18 protein-coding genes, 2 tRNA genes and 1 pseudogene are annotated in these 18,127 nt (G+C 41.9%); 16 read left to right on the forward strand and 5 right to left on the reverse strand.

The genetic code is table 11. From position 1 onward, the window contains the following. Positions 1–69: 69 nt before the first annotated feature. Positions 70–249: pseudogene (locus KTE19_RS01065) on the forward strand (ATP-binding protein); the annotation flags it as partial. A gap of 38 nt (positions 250–287) precedes the next feature. Further along, positions 288–1,622 (forward strand): glucose-6-phosphate isomerase, encoded by a 1,335-nt coding sequence (locus KTE19_RS01070; protein ID WP_217341416.1) that lies wholly within the window; start codon positions 288–290, stop codon positions 1,620–1,622. Between the two features lie 210 nt (positions 1,623–1,832). On the opposite strand, the gene KTE19_RS01075 is transcribed toward KTE19_RS01070, so the two are convergent. Then, positions 1,833–1,906 (reverse strand) — tRNA-Glu (locus KTE19_RS01075). A 121-nt stretch (positions 1,907–2,027) separates the two neighbouring features. Here KTE19_RS01075 and KTE19_RS01080 point away from each other — a divergent pair. Continuing rightward, positions 2,028–2,099 (forward strand) — tRNA-Gln (locus KTE19_RS01080). Between the two features lie 80 nt (positions 2,100–2,179). On the opposite strand, the gene KTE19_RS01085 is transcribed toward KTE19_RS01080, so the two are convergent. Further along, positions 2,180–3,535 carry a matrixin family metalloprotease gene (locus KTE19_RS01085; protein WP_217341417.1) on the reverse strand — a complete coding sequence of 452 codons (1,356 nt, stop codon included), beginning with the start codon at positions 3,533–3,535 and terminating at the stop codon, positions 2,180–2,182. A 134-nt stretch (positions 3,536–3,669) separates the two neighbouring features. After that, positions 3,670–3,999, reverse strand: coding sequence for a hypothetical protein (locus KTE19_RS01090; RefSeq protein WP_054746521.1), 330 nt, complete (start codon positions 3,997–3,999; stop codon positions 3,670–3,672). 195 nt (positions 4,000–4,194) lie between these two features. Here KTE19_RS01090 and KTE19_RS01095 point away from each other — a divergent pair, with 195 nt between their 5' ends. Next, entirely contained in the window at positions 4,195–5,202 is a 1,008-nt protein-coding gene (locus KTE19_RS01095) for a serine hydrolase domain-containing protein (protein ID WP_217161860.1), read from the forward strand. Between the two features lie 138 nt (positions 5,203–5,340). On the opposite strand, the gene KTE19_RS01100 is transcribed toward KTE19_RS01095, so the two are convergent. Both KTE19_RS01100 and KTE19_RS01105 read right to left on the reverse strand, forming a co-directional pair. Beyond that, the gene (locus tag KTE19_RS01100) at positions 5,341–6,045 is read right to left on the reverse strand and encodes a type 1 glutamine amidotransferase (RefSeq protein ID WP_217161862.1); all 705 of its coding nucleotides are present in this window, start codon (positions 6,043–6,045) and stop codon (positions 5,341–5,343) included. Then, entirely contained in the window at positions 6,045–7,391 is a 1,347-nt protein-coding gene (locus tag KTE19_RS01105) for a Mur ligase family protein (RefSeq protein WP_217161863.1), read from the reverse strand. The genes KTE19_RS01100 and KTE19_RS01105 overlap by 1 nt, the downstream gene beginning before the upstream one ends. 176 nt (positions 7,392–7,567) lie before the next feature. Between KTE19_RS01105 and KTE19_RS01110 the strand changes: the two genes are divergently transcribed. The 12 genes from KTE19_RS01110 to KTE19_RS01165 all read left to right on the forward strand — a co-directional run bounded on the left by KTE19_RS01110 (position 7,568) and on the right by KTE19_RS01165 (position 18,113). Then, complete coding sequence (locus KTE19_RS01110; protein WP_054746524.1) at positions 7,568–8,140, forward strand: thymidine kinase; 573 nt, start codon at positions 7,568–7,570, stop codon at positions 8,138–8,140. Between the two features lie 19 nt (positions 8,141–8,159). Beyond that, complete coding sequence (prfA, locus tag KTE19_RS01115) at positions 8,160–9,245, forward strand: peptide chain release factor 1 (RefSeq protein WP_217161865.1); 1,086 nt, start codon at positions 8,160–8,162, stop codon at positions 9,243–9,245. Next, a complete protein-coding gene (prmC, locus tag KTE19_RS01120) occupies positions 9,238–10,092 on the forward strand; it encodes a peptide chain release factor N(5)-glutamine methyltransferase (protein WP_217161870.1) in 855 nt (284 codons plus the stop codon). The genes prfA and prmC overlap by 8 nt, the downstream gene beginning before the upstream one ends. 10 nt (positions 10,093–10,102) lie before the next feature. Beyond that, entirely contained in the window at positions 10,103–11,125 is a 1,023-nt protein-coding gene (locus KTE19_RS01125) for an L-threonylcarbamoyladenylate synthase (RefSeq protein ID WP_217161872.1), read from the forward strand. A gap of 28 nt (positions 11,126–11,153) precedes the next feature. Beyond that, complete coding sequence (gene glyA / locus KTE19_RS01130) at positions 11,154–12,404, forward strand: serine hydroxymethyltransferase (protein WP_217341418.1); 1,251 nt, start codon at positions 11,154–11,156, stop codon at positions 12,402–12,404. Positions 12,405–12,508: 104 nt separating this feature from the next. Beyond that, positions 12,509–13,138 (forward strand): uracil phosphoribosyltransferase, encoded by a 630-nt coding sequence (gene upp / locus KTE19_RS01135; protein ID WP_056982980.1) that lies wholly within the window; start codon positions 12,509–12,511, stop codon positions 13,136–13,138. Between the two features lie 393 nt (positions 13,139–13,531). Beyond that, positions 13,532–14,245 (forward strand): F0F1 ATP synthase subunit A, encoded by a 714-nt coding sequence (gene atpB, locus KTE19_RS01140; RefSeq protein WP_217161877.1) that lies wholly within the window; start codon positions 13,532–13,534, stop codon positions 14,243–14,245. A gap of 37 nt (positions 14,246–14,282) precedes the next feature. Then, complete coding sequence (atpE, locus tag KTE19_RS01145) at positions 14,283–14,495, forward strand: F0F1 ATP synthase subunit C (RefSeq protein WP_008858078.1); 213 nt, start codon at positions 14,283–14,285, stop codon at positions 14,493–14,495. A 42-nt stretch (positions 14,496–14,537) separates the two neighbouring features. After that, complete coding sequence (gene atpF, locus KTE19_RS01150; protein ID WP_217161879.1) at positions 14,538–15,047, forward strand: F0F1 ATP synthase subunit B; 510 nt, start codon at positions 14,538–14,540, stop codon at positions 15,045–15,047. Then, positions 15,044–15,586 (forward strand): ATP synthase F1 subunit delta, encoded by a 543-nt coding sequence (gene atpH, locus KTE19_RS01155; RefSeq protein WP_217161881.1) that lies wholly within the window; start codon positions 15,044–15,046, stop codon positions 15,584–15,586. The genes atpF and atpH overlap by 4 nt, the downstream gene beginning before the upstream one ends. 27 nt (positions 15,587–15,613) lie before the next feature. Beyond that, positions 15,614–17,179, forward strand: coding sequence for a F0F1 ATP synthase subunit alpha (atpA, locus tag KTE19_RS01160; RefSeq protein ID WP_054746529.1), 1,566 nt, complete (start codon positions 15,614–15,616; stop codon positions 17,177–17,179). A 19-nt stretch (positions 17,180–17,198) separates the two neighbouring features. Next, the gene (locus KTE19_RS01165; protein ID WP_054746530.1) at positions 17,199–18,113 is read left to right on the forward strand and encodes a F0F1 ATP synthase subunit gamma; all 915 of its coding nucleotides are present in this window, start codon (positions 17,199–17,201) and stop codon (positions 18,111–18,113) included. Positions 18,114–18,127 lie beyond the last annotated feature (14 nt).

The following is an 18,127-nucleotide window of genomic DNA, read 5'->3' on the forward strand; positions in this document are numbered from 1 at the left end:
GCTGGGATAATTTTTCATAGCTTAAACTCGCTTTTTACATAGAAGTATATCAAAAATCATAGATCTTGGACAGCTTCTAAGTACGGCGAATCTGGTTTAGGATTAGCGATCGTTCATCAGCTGGTTAAGTCACATGGTGGTAAAATTTCAGTAGCATCCAAAAAGGGGAAGGGGTCGACATTTACGATTATTTTCTTTGACCAGACGGCTGCTGAAAAGAAAAAACACACGTCTGGGAGCAGTGATTAATTAGGTATCATATTTTATTAAAAAGGTGAGGTTTTACAATGTCTTATATTAAATTTGATAGCTCTAAACTTTCCAAGTTTGTCCATGAGAATGAATTACCTGAATTGCAAGCAATGATCAATGCTGCAAACGACGAACTTCGTCAGGGAACCGGAGCCGGAAGTGACTTCCGCGATTGGCTGGAGCTGCCAACCAAGTACGATCATGAAGAAGTTGATCGGATTCAAAAGGACGCTAAAAAGATTCAAAGTGATTCAAAGTATCTCATCACTATCGGAATTGGTGGGTCATATTTAGGCGCCCAAATGGCCGTTAACTTTTTACACAAGAACTTTTATGAACGTAAAAATCAAGCTACTCAAGTTGAATTTGTTGGTAACTCTCTGAGCTCATTGTATATGAACGATTTGCTGGAATTAGTTGGTGACGATGATTTCTCCATTAACATGATCTCTAAGTCTGGAACGACCACAGAATCAGCAATTGCTTTTCGGGTTTTCAGAGAGAAACTGATTGAAAAGTATGGAGAAAAAGAAGCCAATCAACGAATTTATGTAACAACTGATAAAGCTCATGGGGCATTGCGTCACGAAGCTGATGTGAATGGCTGGGAGTCATTTATCATTCCAGATGGTGTTGGTGGCCGTTATTCTGTTTTGACGCCGGTTGGCTTGCTACCAATTGCCGTTTCAGGCGGTAACATTGTTGATATCCTAAATGGGGCTGCTGATGCTCAAAATGCGTATACAGATCCTGATTTGAAGAAGAATGATGCGTATCGTTATGCGGCTTTACGAAACATTTTGTATCGCAAAGGCTTCACAACGGAGATTCTTGAGAATTATGAACCGAATCTGCGGATGTTTGCCGAATGGTGGAAGCAACTTGCTGGTGAATCAGAAGGCAAAGACAATAAAGGGATTTATCCGTCATCAGCTAACTTTACGACCGATCTGCATTCATTTGGTCAATACATCCAAGAAGGTCTGCGTAACTTATTTGAAACTGTCGTTAAATTGGATTCGCCGGTTAGCGATGTTACGATTCCAAGCGCAGAGAAGGATCTTGACGGTTTGAAGTACCTAGAGGGTAAGGATCTCGATTGGGTTAACACAAAGGCCTATGAGGGCGTTGTATTGGCTCATACAGACGGTGGTGTGCCAGTGATGACTGTTCATCTGCCTGATGAGAGTGAATATTCCCTTGGTTACTTGATTTACTTCTTCGAGGTCGCCATCGCTATTTCTGGTTATTTGAATGGCATTAATCCATTTAATCAACCCGGTGTGGAAGCTTACAAGACTAATATGTTTGGCTTGCTGGGTAAACCTGGATTTGAAGAAATTGGGAAGAAATTGAATAAACGGCTTTAATCGAAAGGCACTGATGAGAAATCATTGGTGTTTTTTCAATTTGGAAAAAAATAGACCCAAACTAGACCTGGACTTTTGATTGGAAAATTCTATCTGGATTTGGCCCGATCGTTTTGCATATGAAAGGTTTTTGAGTGCATAAATATAGCCACCAAACATTGAACTATCAACGTTTGGTGGCTTCTCTGTACTTGCATATTCATCAATCTATCACCCGCACGGGGCTCGAACCCGTAACTCCGCCTTGAGAGGGCGACGTCTTAAACCAGTTTGACCAGCGGGCAATGCTATCAAACTCACTTAAATAGTTTATCTAAATTGGCGGGGTTTGTCAACTAAGAAAGAATAAATATAATGTTGACAAAAAGCCAAAAAATCGATAAACTATTTAGTTGTGATGTTCATTGGGTATTCGCCAAATGGTAAGGCAACGGACTCTGAATCCGTAATTTACTGGTTCGACCCCAGTATACCCAATAAGTGCTTTAGCTCGAATTTCATCTAAGCAGTGTAAAATAACGCCAACCCAATTTGGGAAGGCGTTATTTTTATGCCGCTTACCAATAACCTAATAACTTGGTCAACTTTGCCCGGTTGATATCTCGTGATGACAACTCGGCGGTTTCGTAAGACCTGGCTGCATCCGGATCCTTGGGCTCGCTCCAAGAGTACTTGACTGGACTGGGCGTTGACTCAGATTCGTTGTCTGTTGGGGCATACATGATATCGCTCTGATAAGGGGTGTGGTATAGGCCCAATGCATGACCCAACTCATGGGTGACAACCGTTGTCCAATAATTAGTTTCCAAGCTTGTTGAGGTGGATTCTTGTTCAGTATTGTAGTCGTCTTTAATTTGCTGGCGAATTTGATCAAGTTGCGTGTTGTAGTCATTTCGAATTTGTTGATCGGTGGTATGGTGATGATTCTTCAAATCATTTATTTGTTGATTAATTTGATCTCGTTGGCTATCAGAATTTGCATTGTCCAACTGGGAAGTAAGTTGTTGCAGTTGATCTTCATATTGTTTCCGGTTAGCCTTCAGGTCTGCGTTCGTAGTTGCAAGAAGTTGGCTGGCTTGATCAGAGAGTGCTTTGATCTTCTGCTGGAACGCTGGGCTGAGGGTATTTGCACTCACGTAAGACTGATCATTGAAATGGCTTTGATCCACTTGTATCGAGGTACTGTTGAACAAGCCGTCCCAACCTGCCGCTGTGCCGTCACCAAATCCAACGGTCAGGGTGTTATTAGTTTTGCTGCCAATTGAAAATACGTCGGCGCCTAAAGCACTATTCCATTTATCAATTGCTGAGTTGACATTGCTTTGAAGGGCACTATCCTCAACGTAAATCGTTGCGTGATCGTGGAAAAAAACACCAGGAGCCGCAAAATTACCAACATTGTACTGCTTATTAAAAATAGTGGCATATTTACTGTAAGCATCTTTATTGAGACTTAACACCTGCTTGTCTGGTTGCAGATCCGGGGTAGCTGAGATGAGTTGGTTCAGCTTTGATTTAGAAATCAAATTTGTTTGTTTGTTGCTGACTTTGGTTAAGTAGCCGCGCCAAACCCAGCCAGAGATTTTATGGTTAACGGTATTTTTGGCATAGTAATAAACCCGATATTTGCCGTGAACCTTAACTTTCTGTTGATAGGTGACCGTAAATTGTTTGTGGGCATATTTTAATAACCGAAACTTCTTATGAGCGAGTTTGGCTGAGTATGCATACGATCGTTTTGACTTGATCCCTTTCATTTGATAGGTGGCGGCGGGCCGAACCTTATGGCGCCAAACGATTTTGACGCTCGTTTTTGCCTCGGCAGTCGTTGAATGGATGCTCGTTGCCGCAAAACCCATTGTGAACAAGGCTGTCAATAGCGTTGTTGAAATGAATTTAGTCCTGATTATCAACTTGATACCTCCTATTGTTAGATTAATACGGATTATTTTATCGCTCATCATAGCAAAAGCAATGTATCTGATTTGCCAGTTAAGTGTGGCCATTGGTTTTGAGTAAAAAAATATTCGCTATTCGCGGACAGTGATTATTCAAACGACAGATCAACTAAAAACTTATTTCGTTTCGCCAAGTGAGAAGTTGTAATCCATAACTCATGATAACTGGAATCCTTAACCCTGGTTTGATCATGAAAATAATCGAGCAGTTCATTATTCATTGACATGAACTCTGGGGCCATTCGATTAACCATCAGTTTGTGGGATGGAAAATAAATTTCAGGGTTGCCCAGCTTAACGTCATCATCTAAATACATAACAATTGCATTGTCATACTGGCCAGGTTCGACGATCACCTTGTCAGGGTGGGCTTTGATATATGAAAGAACGTGGTAAAGTGTATCAGAATTGCTTGCCACAGTGGGGTGCCTCCAATTCGATTGGGATTTCTAATTCCATTGTATCAAATCTGATCGGTTCATGATGAATTTGTTTTGATTTTTTAAAGCCCTGCGTTGTTAACGGCATTTTCTGATATGATTGGGTTATTAAAGTTCGATCTACCAGCTATTTCTAATTTAGAATGGCGAAATGGTCTTGAAAGGATAATGTCGATGAAATACAACGAAACAATTGCGAAAATGCATCAATTTGTCGATGATCAAATTGTGCCCGGGGTAACCTATGGCATTATCAATCAACACTCAGTTCTTTCCAGCTACTTTGGTAATCAGGAGCTGGTCCCCGAAACACTCCCCTTGGAACAGGGGGAACTGTACGATTTGGCATCTTTAACAAAAGTAGTCGGGACGACCAATTTGATTATCAGACTGTTGGCACTGGGAAAATTGTCATTGGACGATTCATTGAGTCAGTATTTACCGCAATGGCAGTCACCACAGGTTACGGTCAGACACTTGCTCACGCACACTTCAGATATTGTTGGGTACATTCCCAACCGCAATCAGTTACCGAAAGATGAACTTATTCCAGCATTATTGAATCTTAAGAGTGGGCCCGATATCGGCAAAGTCGTTCACTATCAGGATTACAATTTTATCTTCTTGGGGTGGATTGCATCTACAATTATGGGCGAACCGGTGCAGCAATTGGTTTCAGAATACGTCTTGCGGCCTTTAGAATTACGACAAGCAACTTTTCATCCCCAAAATCCATTGGAGGTCGTTCCAACTGAGAAGTTACCTCAAGAAGGCCTGTTAAGGGGAAGCGTCCATGATCCAAAAGCTCGGATATTAGGCGCTGATTGTGGATCAGCCGGGTTGTTTGCAACATTAACCGACTTGGTTCACTTTTCGAAATGGTTACTGGGTCAAATTCGTTACCCGGATTTCTTGTCAAAGACGTGGCTGGATCAATTGTTTGTCGATCAAACTCCAGACCACACCAAGAACCGCTCGTTTGGGTGGATTTTACGTGAGTATAATGGGCATCCATATATTTTGCATACCGGCTTTACAGGGACGCTGATTGTGATTGATCGAACCGCCCAACAGGCACTTGTGTTTCTATCAAATCGAGTTCATCCAAACGCCCTCAATAAGGCTTTTTTCCCATATCGCAGTGAGTTGATTCGGACATTCATCAGGGAAGCAAATGCATGACGCCGTGATTGCCGCTAACTGGTATTTAGAACGGTTCTTGCAATATCGATTGCGAAAACAGGGGCCATTACCATAGCCCAAGATCAGGCTGTAGTAATGAACCCCTTATATTAATCACATCAGAATGTTTTTCGGGTGCTAGAATGTTTCGGCTACCTTCAACTGTTCTTGCTTGGAAATGTCAGCGTCCGGATACTTTCGTTTCAGCGCGTTAATCAAAACGTGTTTTGCAATTTGATTGTTTCTGGCTAAGATTGGTCCGTGGAAGTAAGTGCAATAAACGTTTTTATAGATCGCACCCTCGGTTTTATCCTGACCATTATTCCCATGGCCTTCCAACACTTTTCCGAGTGGCCGTTCATCTTGGCCTAGGAAGGTGATACCTTGATGGTTTTCGAAGCCGTGGTATTGTTCACCGGTTTCTTCGTTTTCAATGACAACGTTTCCGATAAATCGATGGTCTTTTTGCTTGTCTGTGTAATGGTCCAAAGCGCCAATGCCCAGCAGTTTTTCACCATTTGCGCCAATGTAGTAGTGTCCCAATAGTTGATAACCACCACAAATTGCGACAACTGAGCCATTGTCCTCAATGAAGTCAGTCAGGCCAGCTTTCTTTGTTTGGATGTCTTTTGAAACAATTGACTGTTCAAAATCTTGACCACCACCGAACACGATGATGTCATATTTGTCAGGATCAAATGCTTGATCCAAACTGATTACTTCGGAAGTGAGCTCAACGCCCATCTTTTCAGCTAAATAATTGAGTACCAAGATGTTTCCCAGATCGCCGTAAGTATTCATCAAGTCACCATAGAGATGGCAAACATTCAGTGTATAAGCCATTAGTCAAGACCTCCTTTGATAAAACCTTTTGTAGCAAAGACTTTTCGCAAGTGCAGCATAGCCGTATAAGTGGCTAAAATATAGACTTTCTCGGTTGGGGCATTTGGAATCATCTCAACGACCTTGTCCAGATCTGGTTCAACCAAGTGTTTAGCCGGATCTACCCCAGCAACTTGAAGCCGGTAGGTGATGTCTTTGTAGCGCTCGCCACCTGTAATGAATTGTTTGATGTTCATTTTGGGAAGTCGTTCGAAGTCGCCATCCCAAATCCAACTGGTATCAATTCCGTCTGCGTAATTGGCATTCAGTAGACCAATAAACGTGAAAGGATCTTTATCGGTCGAAATCATGTCGATCACTTGATTTAAACCAACAGGATTTTTAACTAGAATTAAAGTAACTTTCTTGCCGTCGACGTTGATCTCTTCTTGGCGGCCAAAAATGCTTTTTCCTTGGTGGAAGGCCTGCTGGGTTTGAGCAGGAGTGACCCCCATGAATCGGCCGACCGTGTATGCGGCTAATGCGTTATAGATGTTGTAGACCCCGCCAATCTCAATTTTGATTGGCTCGCCATCGATTTCGAATTTTGACGACTTTGGGGTGAGTTCTACAATTTTATTGAGCGCGAAGTTTAATTCTGGCCGTTGATACCCGCAATTTGGGCAGAAATACTTGCCCAAGTTTGAATAACTGATGTAGCGATAGTGCAAAATGTGTTGGCACTGGGGACAAAGTACACCATCAGTGTTTGGGGTCGCCTTAATGTCGCCCTCGGGCTGATTAGCAAATCCATAATAGATCATGGGATTTGGGAGTTGTTTTGAATGGAAAATTGGGGCGTCACCATTGGCAATAATCGTGGCATTTGGCGCCAACGCAACCCCGTTTAAAATCTTTTGGTAAGTCGTGTAGATTTCACCATAACGATCCATTTGGTCTCTGAAAATATTGGTGAAGACGAATGCTTTTGGTTTAATGTATTTTGTTACCATGATCACGTTGGCTTCATCAACCTCTAGAACTGCCAGCGGGCGCTTGTTTTTTGTCCGGGGCGCATGAAGAAAGGTCGTGATAATTCCCTGTTCCATGTTTGATCCAGTCGGATTAGTCAGAATGTTTTCATACTTTTCCTTGAGAACTTGAACAGTCAAAGCGGTGGTTAGTGTTTTGCCGTTGGTTCCTGTGATGACGATCACATCGTAATTTCGAGCAAGATTTTGTAAAATATTTGGATCAATTTTTTTGGTGATTTTTCCAGGAAGCGAACTGCCACCCTTTAAGAACGTGTGTAAGAACCAGTAAGAAGACTTGCCGGCTGCAGTTGCAATTGAACTTTTCAATGACATAAGATTTACTCCTTAAACTAAGTACATATCGTACTAATCAAAGACTAAGTTTATCATACGGATGGCGGTTTGAACACGGTTTGGCTCTTTGTGGCTGAAAATTTTGATTAATATCGATATTCAAAGGGAATTTCTGTATAATGGAATAGAAGCTTTCAAGGAAAAAGGTGGAAATATTGGCTCAATTATTTTATCGTTATGGTGCTATGAATAGTGGCAAAACGATCGAAATCATTAAAGTTGCTCACAATTATGAGGAGCAAAATAAAAGTGTTATTATTATGACTAGTGCCTTGGACACACGTGAGAAACAGGGGATGATTGAATCTCGAATTGGCCTGGAACGAAAGGCGGATCCAATTTCTGAAAAGACAAATATTTTCGAACGGGTTCAAGAACTCGATCCCCATGCCAGTTGCGTCCTAATTGACGAAGCCCAATTTCTAACAAAGAAGCATGTGTTTCAATTGGCAGAAATTGTTGACGAATTGAACATACCAGTCATTGCATTTGGCCTCAAGAACGACTTTCAGAACCATTTGTTTGAAGGATCCGAATACTTATTGCTATATGCAGATAAAATAGAGGAAATGAAGACAATTTGCTGGTTCTGCGGCAAAAAGGCCATTATGAATCTCAGATTTCACGATGGTAAGCCTGTGTATGAAGGCGAACAAATTCAAATGGGTGGTAATGAATCTTACTATCCAGTGTGCCGAAAGCACTATTACAATCCACCGATTAAGTAACAAAGTGAGGAATTATTAAATGGATGAAATTTTCGACAAATTACAAGCTGTAGTTGATCGTTATGATGAACTGAATGAATTGATCAGTGATCCAGAAGTGATTGCGGATACTCAAAAGTTCATGAAACTGTCAAAAGAAGAGGCAGATCTGCGGGACACCGTGGCGGCCTTCAAGAAGTATCAAAAAGTGACGGGTCAATTAAACGACGACAAAGAGATGCTGCGAGAAAAGATCGATGATTCTGACCTGGAATCAATGGTTAAAGATGAAATTTCCGATTATACAGAACAGAAGGAAAAGCTTGAGAGTGAATTAAAGGTTATGCTGCTTCCAAAGGACCCCAATGATGACAAGAATATCATCATGGAGATCCATGGAGCCGCTGGTGGGGATGAAGCCAGCTTATTTGCAGCCGATTTGTTTAGCATGTATTCCAAGTATGCTGAGCGCCAGGGTTGGCAAGTTGAAGTGGTTGATAAGAATGAAACCGAAGTCGGCGGATTCAAAGAAATTGCCTTGATGATTACCGGCGACAAGGTTTATTCAAAGCTGAAGTACGAAAATGGTGCCCACCGGGTTCAACGGGTGCCAGTGACTGAATCAGCCGGCCGAGTTCATACTTCCACCGCGACTGTTGGGGTGATGCCTGAAGAAGAGGACGTTGATATTGATATTGACCCTAAAGATATTCGAGTGGATGTTTATCGTTCATCTGGTGCTGGTGGTCAGCATATCAACAAGACGTCATCTGCGGTTCGAATGACCCATTTGCCCACAGGAATTGTTGTTGCCATGCAAGACGAGCGTTCGCAACAGCAGAACCGTGCCAAGGCAATGAAAATTTTGAAGGCCCGGGTTTACGACTACTATTCACAACAAGAACAAGATCAATACAATGCTGAACGAAAGTCTGCTGTGGGAACGGGTGACCGCTCTGAACGAATTCGGACTTATAATTATCCTCAAAACCGGGTAACCGATCATCGAATTGGATTGACCCTTAACAAATTGGATCGAATCATGAACGGTGAACTTGGTGAAATCATTGATGCGTTAATTTTGTCTGATCAAGCCAAGAAACTTGAGAATTTGACCAATGAATAATGCAGATAATGTGACTTATTTTGAAGCCCGGAAATGGGCTTCTTTTCGTGTTAAAGGGAATTCAAATATCGATATGTACGATGTGGATTTCATTCTTCGCCACCGCGCACACTTATCTGCGACCCAATTGTTAATTGATTATCAGCACAAAATGCCAAATGATCTGTGGCACACATTCCAAGAGGATATCAGTAAACTGATTGCAGGAATGCCACCTCAATATATTGTTGGCCAGGCAGCCTTTTATGGACTTACACTCACAGTTGGCCCAGCAGTGCTGATTCCCCGAGTTGAAACCGAAGAGTTGGTTGACTGGATTTTAGCCGAAACTCAGCAGAAATCTGGTCAACTTTCTGTGTTGGATATTGGAACTGGAAGTGGGGCAATTGCCCTTGCGCTTAAAAAGGAACGATCCCAGTGGCAAATGACTGCTAGCGATGTCTCTGATGCCGCATTGCAAGTCGCCAAAAGCAATGCTGATCGGTTGAGCTTAAAGGTGAAATTTATTAACAGTGATGTGTTTGAGCAGATTGATTCACAATTTGACGTGATCGTCTCAAACCCACCGTATATTTCCCACAGTGAGACCAATTATATGGATCAAAGTGTCATCCATAATGAGCCGGATTTGGCTTTGTATGCTGAGGAAAACGGTTTGGCGATTTACAAGCAGATCGCTGCCGGTGCTGCCGCCCATCTAAAACCAGGTGGCCGACTTTTTGTCGAGATCGGGTTTCACCAAGAGGATGCAGTGGTCGCGATTTTTTCTGAAGCGATGCCAACCGCGACAATCAGTGTTAAGCATGATGCAGCTGGGCATCAGCGAATGGTTCAAGTAAGGAAATGAGGTTAATAAAATGGAAACTTTAATGTTGAACGGCGATCAATTGGATACCGCCGCCAAAATCATTCAGCAAGGTGAATTGGTCGCTTTCCCAACCGAAACGGTATATGGGTTGGGAGCAGACGCAACCAATGAATCAGCCGTTAAAAAAGTTTATCAGGCAAAGGGCCGGCCAAGCGATAACCCATTAATTGTGACCGTGACAAGTGTTTCAATGGTGGGAACATATGTGGCTGGTTTTAGCGATGATGCCAAAAAGCTGATCAAACAATTCTGGCCAGGTTCCTTGACAATGATTTTTAAGCTCAAACCGCATGCTCTTTCCAAAACGGTGACGGGTGGTCTTGACACTGCAGCTTTCCGTTTTCCGAATAACCAACTCACCTTGGATTTGATCACCAAAGCGGGGGTGCCAATCGTTGGCCCCTCAGCCAATACTTCCGGCAAGCCAAGCCCAACAACTGCCCAGCATGTTTATCATGATTTGAACGGTAAAATTGCAGCTATTTTGGATGATGGCCCAACAACGGTCGGAGTTGAGTCAACCGTCTTGGACATGTCAGTTGACACGCCATCAATTTTACGACCAGGGGCGGTCACTAAAGGAGATATTGAAGCGGTGATTCAACGGCCAGTGATGGATGAATTGCATCATGTGGGCATGAGCCAGACGCCTAAAGCACCTGGGATGAAATATAAGCACTATGCCCCTGATGCTCAGGTCTATATCGTGGACCCGGACGATAACTGGCAGGAGGTTGCCGACTGGATTGGTGCCCATCATCAGCCAGTCGGTGTGATGGCGTTCAATGATGTGATCAATTCGATTGATTGGCCGAAAAACACCGATGTCATTTCGTTAGGGGATGACGCAAAATCCGCTGCCCACGATCTTTTTGCAGAGTTGAGGGATTTTGATAATCACAAACAATATAAAACTGTATTTGCGCAAGGCCTTAAACCAACTGGGATTGCGGAGGCCTACATGAATCGATTGAATAAATCAGCTGGGCAAATGCATTTTAAGCAGTTATAATCAATCTGTACCACAATAAAATAGTGAGGTGTTGCAGTTGAATTACGATTACAAACAGCAGGATCCTGAACTTTGGGATGCATTTGCGAACGAAGAAAACCGTCAGGAACATAACATTGAACTGATTGCTTCCGAGAACATCGTATCAAACGCCGTTCGGGCAGCTCAGGGATCAGTGTTGACCAACAAGTATGCTGAGGGTTATCCGGGCCGTCGGTATTATGGTGGCTGTGAATACATTGACATCGTTGAGCAGTTAGCCATTGATCGGGCTAAGGAACTGTTTGGTGCTGAATACGCCAATGTTCAACCTCACTCAGGCTCTCAAGCCAACCAGGAAGTTTACGCTGCTTTATTGAAGCCTGGTGACAAGATTTTGGGAATGGGATTAGATGCTGGTGGTCATTTAAGTCATGGGGCCAAGGTCAGTTTTTGTGGTAAGTTGTACGATTCTTATTCGTATGGACTCGATCCGAAGACCCAATTAATTGATTATGACGAGGTTGCTAAAATTGCCAAGGATGTTCAACCTCAATTGATCATTGCCGGTGCTTCAGCATATAGCCGAATTATTGATTGGCAGAAGTTCCGCGACATTGCCGATTCCGTTGGTGCCTACTTGATGGTTGATATGGCACATATTGCCGGTCTTGTAGCAACTGGTTTGCATCCAAGTCCAGTTCCTGTAGCCGATGTTGTGACCACAACGACTCATAAAACATTACGGGGCCCTCGTGGCGGTATGATCCTTGCCAAAGCTAAGTATGCTAAAAAGCTCAACTCAGCCGTATTCCCCGGCAGCCAAGGTGGACCGTTGGAACATGTCATCGCTGGTAAAGCTGCTGCTTTTTACGAAGATCTGCAACCCTCATTTAAGCAGTATGGTGAACAAGTTATTAAAAATGCGAAGGCGATGGCTGATGAACTTCAAAGTTCAGCCAAAGTGTCAGTATTGACGGGTGGTACTGATAATCATTTGATGACGATTAATCTCACTCAAACTTCTTTAAATGGAAGAGATTTACAAAATATCTTGGATTCGGTCCACATTACGACCAATAAAGAGTCCATTCCAAATGATCCATTGCCACCTTCAAAAACAAGTGGTCTTCGTTTAGGAACGCCCGCCATAACAACTCGTGGATTTGATGAAGAAGATGCCCGTCAAGTTGCCAAGTTGATTCTTCAAGTGATCGATAATCCAGAAGATGAAAGTAATTTACAAGATGTTGCTAATAAAGTAGAAGCATTAACTCAAAAACATCCAATTGAATCGTGATTTAGTGAAGCTCGAAACTAATTGTGGTTTCGGGCTTTTTTGTGAATTTAGCGACCACATGTGTGATACAATTATTTAGAAATATAAATAAGGAGTGGGAAATAATGGGTAAGTTTCAAGTTATGGATCATCCACTGATTCAGCATAAGTTATCAATGATTCGGGATAAAAATTGTGGGACGAAGGAATTTCGTGAAATTGTGAATGAAATCGCAACTTTGATGGCGTTTGAAGTCTCGCGTGACATGCCCCTTGAAGATATTGATATTCAGACTCCTGAAGGCATTGCACATGCCAAACAAATTTCAGGCAAGAAGGTTGCCATCGTGCCAATTCTTCGGGCTGGAATCGGAATGGTCGACGGCATTCTGGACTTAATTCCTGCAGCTAAGGTTGGTCACATTGGGATGTATCGAGACGAGAAGACACTGGAACCTCACGAATACTTTGTCAAATTACCTTCTGATATTGAGCAGCGCCAAATTTTTGTTGTTGATCCGATGCTTGCAACCGGTGGTTCTTCCATCATGGCCATTGATGCCCTCAAAAAACGTGGTGCCTCAAATATCAAGTTTGTTTGTTTAGTTGCCGCTCCAGAAGGGGTAAAAGCATTGCAGAAAGCTCACCCCGATGTTGACATTTACACGGCAGCCTTAGACGAGAAGCTAAACGATAAAGGCTATATTGTACCTGGCTTGGGCGATGCAGGTGACCGGTTATTTGGTACTAAGTAATTCGAAAATGATGATTGTTGTGGTGGAGCGAATGTAATCGCTCCATTTTGTATTATCCAGGATTTAATTTAGTAAAAAGCTGGCAAATATGATTCAAAGTCGTTTGATTTTATTAATGTTTTGTCAGCTCTTCGAGTTTGGTCGGTTGTGATTTCACGTTCATAAACCTGACATGAGGTTGATAATTGTGTTAAGGGCGCGCTTTAAAAGGTGCGAAGATTACTAATATTGTTTTGAATTTTGTGATGATTGGTGGTATAGTTTCAATTGTATTTGGACAATATTGTGTGTCCATTACCATCGCAAAGTTTCACTTTGGTAATCATGTCTTCTTGACCAATAACCAGATTGATTTACTTGCGTATACTGTATCTTGGAAAGAGGTGAGATTTTGTGAGTGGAGGAACTCCTTCGACTTTTGAATTTTTGGGTCTGACGTTTAACGTGGGGAACATGATCTCCATTTTAATCGCTTGTGCAGTTGTATTAGGCCTTGTGTATGCATTGTCAAGGCACCTTACTATGAAACCGGGTAAGGGTCAGAACGTTCTAGAATATGCTGTTGACTTCACTAATGGAATCGTGAATAGTTCGATTCCGGGTGCCACAAGCAAGTTTTTAGGGCTCTGGGGGTTTACCTTGTTTATGTTCATCATAATTGCGAATTTAGAGGGTCTATTTTTGCATATTGATGTATCAGGTGTAGCATATGTCAAAAGTCCAACTTCCGATCCGGTGGTGACGATGACTTTGTCTCTGATGACGATGACGCTTGCACAATTCTTAGGAATTCGAAAGCTGGGTTATAAGGGACATTTTGAGAATTACTTGAAGCCATTTGTATTTTTCTTACCAATTAATCTGTTCGAGGAGTTTACTAATTTCTTGACGTTAGGTTTGCGACTATTTGGTAACATTCTTTCAGGTGAAATGCTTCTTGGCATCATCGTTGGCATGGCTCATGGTGGGCCGGTCATTTGGATCGGTGCATTCATCCTGGAATTGGTTTGGACTGGTTTTTCAGTCTTTATTGGATGTATTCAGGCCTATGTTTTTGTAACATTGTCCTCAGTTTACATTTCTCGAAAGATAGAACTAGAAGATTAACAAAATTTTTTTAGATTATTAAGGAGGATTTATTATTATGGGAGCAATTGCTGCAGGTATTGCAATGGCTGGTGCCGCTATTGGTGGAGCTATTGGTGATGGTATTTTAATTTCTAAGATGTTGGAAGGTATGGCACGACAACCAGAATTGTCAGGTCAACTTCGTAGTAACATGTTCATTGGTGTTGGTTTGGTTGAAGCTATGCCTATCATCGCCTTCGTTGTTGCTTTGCTGGTTATGAACAAGTAGTGACTAGTATCGCTAAATATACAAAGAAGGAGGTGCCAATTGATGTTTTCATATTCGATAGTTGGAGCTCAGCTTTATGTTGGTGACATGCTGTTTGTGATGCTTAGTTTTCTTGTTTTAATGTGGTTGATCAAAATCATTGCATGGAAGCCAATCACTAAGATGATGCAAAACCGTTCAGATAAAATTGCCAGTGATATTGATTCTGCAAAAGAGTCACGGACTAAGGCTGCTGAATTAGCAGCAACCCGTCAAGCTGAATTGCAGAAAACCCGTGAAGATGCAAACAGAATTATTAACACCGCAAAGCAAAATGGACAACAACAACGTGAAAAGATCGTTGAAGATGCACGAAATGAAGCATCTAATCTTAAGAGTTCTGCTGAGAAGGATATTGAACAACAACGACAAGAAGCTTTGGCTAATTCTCGAAAAGATGTGGCAAGCCTGTCTATTGAAATTGCAACTAAGATTATTTCAAAAGAATTAAACGCAGATGATCAAAAAGGGCTTGTTGATTCTTATATTGAAGGGTTGGGTAAGCAGAAATGACATTAGATAGTATGACAGCTTCAAAAAAATACGCTAAAGCCATGTTCGAAGTTTTGACGAATACGAATGAACTCGAATCTGGTTACGCTGATTTGCAAGAGCTCAGAAAAGTGTTTGCTGCTAATCCTAAGTTGATTGATATTCTTGATGATATTCGAGTTGCCGATAAGGACAAACAGTCCCTCCTCGCTCCTATCACCGAAAATGCTTCAGATTTTATTAAAAACTTTTTAAAAGTCGTTGCTGATTATCGTCGCTTTCCACAAATTTTGGATATTATTGATCAATTCCAAAAAGTATATGAAGATGATAAAAAGATCGTCAGGGCAGAAGTTGTTTCAGCAACTGAACTCAGTGATGATCAACGTGATCGATTAGCAAAGGCGTTTGAAAAACGGGTTGGAGCTGCCAAGGTTATTTTTGATACGAAAGTCGATTCATCACTCATTGGTGGTGTTATGATTAAGTCTTCTGATATGACAATTGATGGCAGTGTTAAGACACGAATTAATAAAGTTAAGGAATTATTGTTAAATTAACGATATCTATTTAAAGAGGTGAAACTTATGAGCATTAAAGCTGAGGAAATCAGTGCTCTTATTAAGCAACAGTTACAAGGCTATAAGAACGAGCTCGACGTTCAAGAAACAGGTATCGTTACATATGTTGGTGATGGTATTGCTCGCGCTCATGGGCTCGAAAATGCGTTGTCTGGAGAGTTGCTCGACTTCGGCCACGGCGTTTATGGAATGGTACAAAACCTTGAAACCAATGATGTTGGTATCATGATTTTGGGTGATGACACAAATATCCGTGAAGGTGACTCTGTAAAGAGAACCGGCCGAATTATGGAAGTTCCCGTTGGGGACGATTTGATTGGACGAGTTGTTAACTCACTCGGTCAACCAGTAGATGGTAAAGGCCCAATTAAAGCCGCAGATCACAAGGCGATTGAACACAAAGCGCCTGGTGTTATGGATCGACAATCAGTTTTTGAACCATTACAAACAGGTATCAAAGCGATTGATTCATTGATTCCAATTGGTCGTGGACAGCGTGAGTTGATTATCGGTGACCGTAAAACCGGTAAGACTTCAATCGCCATTGACACGATCTTGAATCAAAAAGGTCAAAATATGAAATGTATTTACGTTGCCATTGGACAGAAACAATCAACTGTTCGAACGGCCGTAAGTACACTTGAAAAGTATGGTGCCATGGATTATACAACAGTTATTTCAGCTGGACCTTCTGAACCAGCATCACTGTTGTACATTGCACCATATGCTGGCGCTACTATGGGTGAATACTTCATGCATAATGGTGAGCATGTCTTAATTGTGTATGATGATTTATCAAAGCAAGCTGACGCTTACCGTGAATTATCACTTATTCTTCGTCGTCCTCCTGGTCGTGAAGCTTATCCTGGTGATATTTTCTATACCCACTCACGTTTGTTGGAACGTGCCGCTAAGTTGAGCGATAAGTTGGGTGGCGGTTCAATGACTGCTCTTCCTATCGTTGAAACCCAAGCCGGTGACGTTTCAGCTTATATCCCTACCAACGTTATTTCCATTACTGATGGACAGATCTTCTTGGATGCCGATAGTTTCTATTCTGGTGTTCGTCCAGCCGTTGATGCTGGTACTTCTGTTTCTCGTGTTGGTGGTGATGCGCAGGTTAAGGCAATGAAGAAAGTTTCTGGTACCTTACGACTTGATTTGGCTTCTTATCACGAACTGGAATCATTTGCACAATTTGGTTCTGATCTTGATGAAGCAACACAAGCCAAGTTGAATCGTGGTGCTCGAACGGTTGAGGTCTTAAAACAACCACTTCATTCTCCAATTCCTGTCGAAAAGCAAGTTGTGATTCTGTATTGCTTGACTCACGGATTCTTGGATAAGATTGCCATTGATGACATTTTACGTTATCAGAACGAAATTTTTGATTTCTTCGACCATTCACACAAAGATTTGCTTGATGAAATTACAAAGACTGGTCAATTACCTGATACCGGCAAATTAGATGCTGCAATTAAGGAATTCGAACAGACATTCCAACCAAGTAAATCAGACGACCAACAAGCCGCACCAAAGAATGATCAAAATTCAGCTGCTTCAAATGACTAGTTAAGGAGGGTGAGATTACATGGGTGCTTCGCTAAACGATGTTAAACATCGGATTACTTCTACAAAGAAGACGCGTCAAATTACGAATGCTATGGAAATGGTCTCACAAGCTAAGCTTAACCAGATTCAGAAGCATACGAAGAGTTATGCGGAATATGCAAGCCAAATCAAATCTGTTGTATTACATTTAGCCCAGTCTCACATTTTGGATGGGTTAAGTCAGTCCTCAGGTCATGCAGCCGAAAATGATCAGTCTAAAGCTAAGAGAACGGCGTATTTGATTATAACTTCCGATCGAGGAATGGTTGGCAGTTATAACAGTAACGTTATTCGAGAAACCAACCAATTTATTGACGGCCATTCGGGTTCGAATGACTATCAGATATTAGCCGTTGGTGGAACCGGTTCTGACTTTTATCGGAAACGGGGAACTAACGTTGCATACGAATATCGTGGTGTGAGTGACGTGCCGACGTTTAATGAAGTTCGCCAAATTGTAAAAATGGTTACAACCATGTATAACAAAGGTGAATTTGATGAATTATACGTTTGTTACGAACATTTCGTTAACCGTTTGATATCTCGGTTTAGAGCTGAAAAGATGCTTCCAATTGATGATGAAGCTATTCAAAGCCAAGCTAGCCAGGATATCGAGGTTAAGCCAATGACTGCTGAGTATGATGTTGAACCATCCGAAAAGGAAGTTTTAAATGTAATTCTTCCTCAGTATTCTGAAAGCTTGGTATATGGGGCAATTCTAGATGCCAAGACGTCAGAACACGCTTCTAGTTCAACTGCCATGAAGTCTGCATCTGATAATGCGGATGATTTGATTTCGTCACTGGAATTACAGTATAACCGGGCTCGGCAAGCTGCAATTACCACTGAAATTACCGAAATTACCGGTGGTCAAGAAGCTCTTAGTCAACAATAAAATTTAGATGGAGG

The sequence above is a fragment of the Lentilactobacillus dabitei genome, assembly GCF_019061365.1.
GTDB classification, from domain to species: domain Bacteria; phylum Bacillota; class Bacilli; order Lactobacillales; family Lactobacillaceae; genus Lentilactobacillus; species Lentilactobacillus dabitei.

Bases quoted from the DNA above. Each gene is read 5' to 3' on its own strand.
- KTE19_RS01070 (WP_217341416.1), top strand. From the start codon at position 288: ATGTCTTATATTAAATTTGATAGCTCTAAACTTTCCAAGTTTGTCCAT.
- KTE19_RS01095 (WP_217161860.1), top strand. From the start codon at position 4,195: ATGAAATACAACGAAACAATTGCGAAAATGCATCAATTTGTCGATGAT.
- KTE19_RS01100 (WP_217161862.1), bottom strand. From the start codon at position 6,045: ATGGCTTATACACTGAATGTTTGCCATCTCTATGGTGACTTGATGAAT.
- KTE19_RS01105 (WP_217161863.1), bottom strand. From the start codon at position 7,391: ATGTCATTGAAAAGTTCAATTGCAACTGCAGCCGGCAAGTCTTCTTAC.
- prfA (WP_217161865.1), top strand. From the start codon at position 8,160: ATGGATGAAATTTTCGACAAATTACAAGCTGTAGTTGATCGTTATGAT.
- prmC (WP_217161870.1), top strand. From the start codon at position 9,238: ATGAATAATGCAGATAATGTGACTTATTTTGAAGCCCGGAAATGGGCT.
- KTE19_RS01125 (WP_217161872.1), top strand. From the start codon at position 10,103: ATGGAAACTTTAATGTTGAACGGCGATCAATTGGATACCGCCGCCAAA.
- upp (WP_056982980.1), top strand. From the start codon at position 12,509: ATGGGTAAGTTTCAAGTTATGGATCATCCACTGATTCAGCATAAGTTA.
- atpE (WP_008858078.1), top strand. From the start codon at position 14,283: ATGGGAGCAATTGCTGCAGGTATTGCAATGGCTGGTGCCGCTATTGGT.
- atpF (WP_217161879.1), top strand. From the start codon at position 14,538: ATGTTTTCATATTCGATAGTTGGAGCTCAGCTTTATGTTGGTGACATG.
- atpH (WP_217161881.1), top strand. From the start codon at position 15,044: ATGACATTAGATAGTATGACAGCTTCAAAAAAATACGCTAAAGCCATG.
- atpA (WP_054746529.1), top strand. From the start codon at position 15,614: ATGAGCATTAAAGCTGAGGAAATCAGTGCTCTTATTAAGCAACAGTTA.
- KTE19_RS01165 (WP_054746530.1), top strand. From the start codon at position 17,199: ATGGGTGCTTCGCTAAACGATGTTAAACATCGGATTACTTCTACAAAG.